The following is a 3,030-nucleotide window of genomic DNA, read 5'->3' on the forward strand; positions in this document are numbered from 1 at the left end:
TCGACGTTGACGACGAGGTCGAGGTCGTCGACGTGGATGCCGCGCGCGGCCACGTTCGTCGCCACCAGTGCGGTGATCCGGCCGTCCTTGAACTGCTCCAGGGCGCGGTTGCGCTGCGGCTGGCTGCGGCCGCCGTGCAGGGCGGCCGCGCGCACGCCGACGGACAGCAGCCGCTTGGCGAGCCGGTCCGCCGACCGCTTGGTGTCCAGGAAGAGGATGACCCGGCCGTCACGGGCCGCGATACGGGTCGTGACCGCCTTCTTGTCGGTCTCGTCCTGGAGGTGCAGGACGTGGTGCTCCATGGTGGACACGGCACCGGCGGACGGGTCCACCGAGTGCACGACCGGGTCGTCCAGGAAGCGCTGTACCAGCCGGTCGATGTTCCGGTCCAGGGTGGCCGAGAAGAGCATGTGCTGACCGCCCGGGCGCACCCGCTGGATCACCTTGGTGATCTGCGGCAGGAAGCCCATGTCGGTCATCTGGTCGGCCTCGTCCAGCACGGTGATCCGTATGTCCTCGAGGACACAGTCACCGCGTTCCACGAGGTCGTTCAGGCGACCCGGGCACGCCACGAGCACCTCGACGCCGCGGCGCAGCGTGGCGGCCTGCTTGGTGATGGACAGACCGCCGACGACGGTGGCCATGCGCAGGTTGACCGCCGTCGCGTACGGGGTCAGCGCGTCCGTCACCTGCTGGGCCAGCTCACGGGTGGGCACCAGGACCAGCGCGAGGGGAGCCTTGGGCTGCGCCCGCAGCCCGGCCGTACGGGCCAGCACCGCGAGTCCGAACGCGAGCGTCTTGCCGGAACCGGTACGGCCCCGTCCCAGCAGGTCACGGCCGGCCAGTCCGTTGGGCAGCGTGGCGGCCTGGATGGGGAACGGGGTGGTCACGCCCTGTGCGGCCAGGCACTTCAGCAGTGCGGGCGGCAGCTCCATACCGGCGAATTCCTCGACGGGCGGAAGCGCGGGCGTCCTGGTCTCCGGGAGCCGGAATTCCTGGGGCGGAGACACGGGAGAGGAGGGGGCGGCGCGGCGGGTCGGCTTCTGCGGCCTGCGGGACATGCGGTGTGTGTGCCTTCCTGGGAACAGCAAACCGGGGTTCGCACCGCTATGGTGCGAACCCCGGCGAGCGATGACGCGTCCAGCGATTAGGCGGGGACGATGTTCTCCGCCTGCGGGCCCTTCTGGCCCTGCGTGACGTCGAAGGACACGCGCTGGCCCTCCTGGAGCTCACGGAAGCCCTGCGTCGCGATGTTCGAGTAGTGGGCGAAGACGTCGGGGCCGCCACCGTCCTGCTCGATGAAGCCGAAGCCCTTCTCAGAGTTGAACCACTTCACGGTTCCCTGAGCCATGATTTTCTCCTTCTGGTAGGCAGAGGCCCCATCCGGAGATGACCGGTAAAACAACTAATGCGCCCGAAGGATACATTCCCGTCAGGCGCACATAGGTTCATGGGTACCACAACTGCAACGCCATAAAGCTAGCACACATTCACCGCCCGCGACAGCCCACAGCCCCCTGGCCTCGGAATTCTCAGTCGAACCGGATGCGCCTGACCCTCGTCCGGCCCGCCCGCAGCGCGCCGCCCCGGGCCGGATCGGGCCGCGGACCCGCGCTCACGCAATACGCGGGCTCCATGAGGGCGGCCGTGTCAGCCCGCCGCCCGCTCCGGTTCCCGGGCCGCCTCCGGTGCCCTGCCCGACAGGCTCTCCTCCAGGTCGTCCAGGGCCCGGCGGGCCGTCGAGGTGCGGTCGAGGAGGTCTGCGCGGGCGGAAGCGGCAGCCTCCCGCTCGGGCGCGGCGGACGGTTCCGGCTGGCCCTGTTCCATCTCGCGGGCCTCTTCCAGTGAGGCCAGGACGACGCCGATCAGTACGTTGACCAGGACGAACGAGGCGAGCAGGACGTACGAGGCGTAGTAGAGGAGGCTCCAGCGGGAGATCTCCAGGCCGGCGTGGACGGCGTCGCCGATGCCGTCCAGGGTCATGAGGAGGAACAGGGTGAGGACGGCGCGGCCGATCGAGCCGTAGTGCTCGGGGTCGGCGCGGGCGAAGAAGACCCAGCCGACCATCGCGTACACGTACAGGAGCAGCGCGCCGACCAGCAGGAAGCTCACCGTGCCCGGCAGGCTGCGGGCGACCGCGACGAGCACGATGCGCAGCTGGGGGAGGAAGCGGGCGGTGCGCAGCACTCGGGCCAGGCGCAGCAGTCGTAGGACGGTGGTGTTCTCGCGGACGACCGGCAGGAACGCGCTCAGGACGACGGCCAGGTCGAAGAGGTTCCACGGGTCGCGGAAGAAGTCGCGGGGGCGGTCGGCGTGGGCGCCCAGGCGGAGCAGGATCTCCACCGTGAACCCGGCCACGCACGCGCGCTCGGCCAGCCGTAACGCGGTGTGCCACTCGGCGGCCACGCCGGGATAGGTCTCGGCGCCGAGCAGCGCGGCGTTGGCCAGGATCAGGCCGACCACGGTGACCGCGAACCAGCGCGCCCCGGTGACGCCGCGACACCATGACGCGAGGGAGATCCGGGAGGGAACCGGCCGGATCGAGGGGGTGGTGCCGGTCATCCTGCTCTGTTCCTCCGTGCGGCGCGGTGCTTCTCCGCCCTCCTTCCGGCGGTCCGGAGCGGACGGCGGGCTTGTTGAGCGATCATGCTCTACGCAAGACTTCTACAGCAATGTAGACATGAAGGGTGAGCCGGGTGTCCGCCACCCGCCCGAAGGGAGTGGAAGCGATGTTCGGCCTGAGTGAACTGGCCCTGGTCCTCCTCGTGTTCGCCGTGATCCTCGGCGTCAGGAAGCTGCCTGAGCTGACCCGCGCGGCGGGAAAGGCGGCCCGGATCTTCAAGAGCGAGGCCCGAGCCCTCAAGACGCAGGACGCCGCGCCGGGACCGACCGACGGCGACGTCGTGGAGGGGAAGATCGTCGGGCGCGGCGACGGGCCACGGCCCTGACCGCAGGCCGCCCGGCGCCTCTGTCATGCTCGGGGCCCGGCGGCGCGGCCCGGTCTCCGTCGTGCCCGGCGGCCGGACGGGC

The 3,030-nt window shown here is 70.5% G+C and carries 4 protein-coding genes; 1 reads left to right on the forward strand and 3 read right to left on the reverse strand.

The genetic code is table 11. The annotated features are described in order from the left end of the window. The 3 genes from GTW40_RS27155 to GTW40_RS27165 all read right to left on the reverse strand — a co-directional run. Positions 1-1,061 (reverse strand): DEAD/DEAH box helicase (locus GTW40_RS27155; RefSeq protein WP_161182779.1); only part of this gene is annotated, 1,061 nt, incomplete at its 3' end. Between the two features lie 86 nt (positions 1,062-1,147). Beyond that, a complete protein-coding gene (locus GTW40_RS27160; protein WP_007502648.1) occupies positions 1,148-1,351 on the reverse strand; it encodes a cold-shock protein in 204 nt (67 codons plus the stop codon). Between the two features lie 299 nt (positions 1,352-1,650). Then, positions 1,651-2,562 (reverse strand): ion transporter, encoded by a 912-nt coding sequence (locus GTW40_RS27165; protein ID WP_161182780.1) that lies wholly within the window; start codon positions 2,560-2,562, stop codon positions 1,651-1,653. Between the two features lie 167 nt (positions 2,563-2,729). On the opposite strand from GTW40_RS27165, the gene GTW40_RS27170 reads away from it, so the two are divergent. Beyond that, complete coding sequence (locus GTW40_RS27170) at positions 2,730-2,948, forward strand: twin-arginine translocase TatA/TatE family subunit (RefSeq protein ID WP_161182781.1); 219 nt, start codon at positions 2,730-2,732, stop codon at positions 2,946-2,948. Positions 2,949-3,030: the final 82 nt, after the last annotated feature.

Source organism: Streptomyces sp. SID4985 (assembly GCF_009863025.1).
Taxonomy (GTDB): Bacteria; Actinomycetota; Actinomycetes; order Streptomycetales; family Streptomycetaceae; genus Streptomyces.